Origin of the sequence: Burkholderia sp. (assembly GCF_018375725.1) — a bacterium.
Classification (GTDB): domain Bacteria; phylum Pseudomonadota; class Gammaproteobacteria; order Burkholderiales; family Burkholderiaceae; genus Burkholderia.
On sequence record NZ_JAHACR010000385.1, the window covers coordinates 1 to 3,314 of the forward strand.

At 59.4% G+C, this 3,314-nt stretch carries 4 protein-coding genes; 3 read left to right on the forward strand and 1 reads right to left on the reverse strand.

Translation table 11 applies throughout. The features are described from left to right. Positions 1 to 184 precede the first annotated feature (184 nt). The gene (locus tag KH616_RS23155; RefSeq protein ID WP_292252286.1) at positions 185 to 649 is read right to left on the reverse strand and encodes a J domain-containing protein; all 465 of its coding nucleotides are present in this window, start codon (positions 647 to 649) and stop codon (positions 185 to 187) included. Positions 650 to 720: 71 nt separating this feature from the next. Here KH616_RS23155 and KH616_RS23160 point away from each other — a divergent pair, with 71 nt between their 5' ends. The 3 genes from KH616_RS23160 to KH616_RS23170 form a co-directional block, all read left to right on the forward strand. Next, the gene (locus KH616_RS23160) at positions 721 to 2,874 is read left to right on the forward strand and encodes a hypothetical protein (RefSeq protein ID WP_292252287.1); all 2,154 of its coding nucleotides are present in this window, start codon (positions 721 to 723) and stop codon (positions 2,872 to 2,874) included. Positions 2,875 to 2,905: 31 nt separating this feature from the next. Further along, complete coding sequence (locus KH616_RS23165; RefSeq protein ID WP_292252288.1) at positions 2,906 to 3,190, forward strand: holin; 285 nt, start codon at positions 2,906 to 2,908, stop codon at positions 3,188 to 3,190. Position 3,191: 1 nt separating this feature from the next. Further along, on the forward strand, positions 3,192 to 3,314 hold a 123-nt coding region (locus KH616_RS23170; RefSeq protein ID WP_292252289.1), incomplete at its 3' end, for a glycosyl hydrolase 108 family protein.

Genomic DNA, 3,314 nt, shown 5'->3' on the forward strand with positions numbered 1-3,314 from the left:
AGAGGAGGGGGAGGTGGCGAAATCAGTGGGGGTGCTGCGGCGAGCGCTGGCGCGGGCGCCGGTATGTGGGCCGGCAACAAGCTGGCTGCGGGGATTGCCACAAAACGTCTTCAGGGTCAAGCGAATCGGCTTATCGATGCGATGCGCACAAATTCAAGGCTGGGCAGGAACTAATATCGGTAGGCTATCCATGCGACGTGAGAATCTGCAGCAGGAATATGGCGCCGAGCAGCAATCCGAATGTGCGCGCAGCGGCGAACAAATTGTCGCGGCCAAATACGCGGAATTTATTTTGTTGCGCAGTCTGTGCGCGTGCAACAGTATCCCAATCAACCTCGAAAGCTTGCCGGCGCTCCGCGTGTCGAGAAGGCGACTGCTCTGTGCTTGGTTTCGGGGCGTGCGCCGTTCGAGTCGCCTCTTGCTCCTCGAGCGTCCGGTCGTAATTGGCGCGCTTGGCTGAATCGGACAGGATTACATACGCGGCATTGATCGCTTGCATGATTCGGCCCGCTTCTGGGTCTTCATTCTTATCCGGATGCCATTTCTGCGAGAGAGCCCTATACGCTGCCCGAATAACCTCAGGTGGCGCACCGCGCGCGACCGATAGTGTTTCGTAGTGGTTTTTTTCTTTTCCCACGACTATCCCCATTAAGCCCGCTCCGTGCGGGCTTTTTCGATTATAGGCCACCCATCGAGGTGGTCTTTTTGTTTGAGGTGGCAATGTCCTCCATTCTTCCGAACGGGAAAACCCAGTTCATTGACCAGAACGGGAAGCCGCTGGCCAATGGGGCAGTGACATTCTATTCCCCTGGCACCACGACTAAGAAGGACACGTATCAGGATGCGGCAATGACGCAGCCGAATACGAATCCGATCATTCTCGATTCGCGCGGCCAAGCAACGATTTGGGGAGGCGGATCGTATCGGCAGGTTGTCGCCGACACGTTCGGCGTCACGATCTGGGATCAGGTCGTATCGGCCGCTGTTTCGTCAGACGCACTGTCGGGCAATACAGGCGCATCCCTCATCGGGACGCCGGATGGGGGCACGTTCGCGAACACGCTCCTGTTCAACCTGAACCGCGTCGTCGACTCAATCGCAGCGCTGCGCGCGACGAGCCACCAGTTCTACGCGCGCGCGTTCGTGACTGGGTACTACGCTGCCCACGATGGGGGAGGCGGGGCATACCAATACGACCCGAACGATACGTCGAGTTCCGATAACGGCGTGACGATCATCGTGGCGTCCGACGGCGGCCGATGGAGGCTGCAATGGTTCGGTTCGCTGTCCGTCGAGCAGGCTGGTGCCAAGGCGGACGGCACGACCGACAACACGGCCTATTTCCAGAACGCGATCAACGCGCTGCAGGCGGTCGGCGGCGGCAAGCTGATTGTCCCGGCGCACTCATCGGGCTTCCGAATCGCCGGCACCCTGAATGTGACGCAGGGCGGTGTCTCCATCGTCGGCGTGAATCGCCAAGGCAGCCTCATCACGTTCGACAACGGCGCGAGCGACTGCATCACCTTCTCCGGGTCGAGCTTCTCGCAGCAGATCTATGGATTCGAGCTGCGTGACCTGCGCTTCCAGTTCGGGGCAAAGACGGGTGGCCGCACCATCTACTGCTCGAACAGCAATCAGATTGTCATCGATAACCTCGAAATCAACGGTTGCTGGACGGGGATCGAGCTGTACCAGAACAACACGGTGCAGATTTCTAACGTCGTGATGCAGGGTGTCACGAGCAGCACCGGTTACGGGATCTACTGGCATGCTGCGGCCGATGGTTCGGGCCGTTCGGACTGGTTGATCCTCGACAACTGGGCCGTCAACTGCATGTACTCGGGGGCGAATGGGCTGGTCATCGATGGCCTTGTCGCGACGCTCATTGCGACCCGATGCAACATCATGCAGTGCACGGTGAACGTCCTCATCTATAACAGCGCGGAGTCGGGGGGCAACTTCCCGAACTATCTGCAGTTCACCGATGTGCAGACCGAGGGCGCCAAGCTTAATACCGTACAGATCAATGGTGGTGCAAACATCAAGTTCGTCGACTGCGCACTCATCCAGGCATCCGGGCAGACGGGGCAGGGCTCGAGCGATGGGTATGTCGTAGCGATCTATCCCGACCTTAACTATTCATACACGCGCAATATCACGTTCATGGGCTGCTCGATTGGGCAGGGTAAGGGAAGCGCGGTGTACACGAATGCTCGCAACGCGCGCTTCGCGTGCTGCGATTTCCAGGCCGGGGGCACCATGACGGCGAATACGCAGCCCGCAATCCACGTCGGTCCAAACTCCGACAACACATCAATCACCAGCTGCACGAACAACATTTACGGGACTCCCAACAACTGGCAATACGGGCTGCTCGTCGATGCGGGTTCTACGGGGACGATCGAAACTGGCAATAACTGGCGTGGTACGCAGACGAAAGAGGTGCAATGGAACAGCACTGATTCGCAGAGCTACGCGGGCACAGACCTGACCTCCGTCTCGCTACCGATCAGCTCTGCCACGCAGACGAACCCGCAGGGCTTCACCGCCATTCCTGGCGGAACGCTCACGACAACCCAAACGCTGGGCGGCATAGCCTATATCGGCGGCACGCCGGGTGCGTTCACGAACACGACGCCAACGGCTGCACAGCTCGTGGCAGCTCTAGACAGCCCCAGCAAGAACAAGACGGTCGATCTGTTGCTGCTGAACGCAACCAACGGGACGATGACACTACAGCCGGGCGCTGGCGTGACGATGGTGGGCCTCACGAGCGGCGGCAATTTCCAGATTAATTCCGGCGCGCAGCGCATGCTCAAGATCGTGTTCGTTAACACGGCCGCGGGCGCGGAAGCGATTCAAATCTACGGATAAGCGTTTCAATGAACGTCAAACGGGGATGACGATGCAGGAACACGAAAAAACCATTCTGGAACTGATCATCATGGGGGCTCTCATCGGCATTGCAAAACTGCTCGTCAGCAGCGAGCAATTGACCTTTCGCGTGGTTTTTGGCCGCGCGCTCCTGGGTTCCGCGACCTCAATGGTCGCTGGCATCGCGCTGCTGCAGATTCCGAACCTGGATCCGCTCGCACTGCTCGGCATCGGCAGCGCGCTCGGCATCGTCGGGTCGCAGTACATCGAAATCCTGCTGCGTCGGAAGGCGCGGGCAGTACTCGGGAGGGATTGATGTGAGCAGCTTCGATGATGCATTCGATGCCCTGATCGGGAACGAGGGCGGATATTCGAACAACCCGAAGGATCCTGGCGGCGAAACGATGTGGGGCGTCACGGCGCGCGTCGCGCGCGCGGCC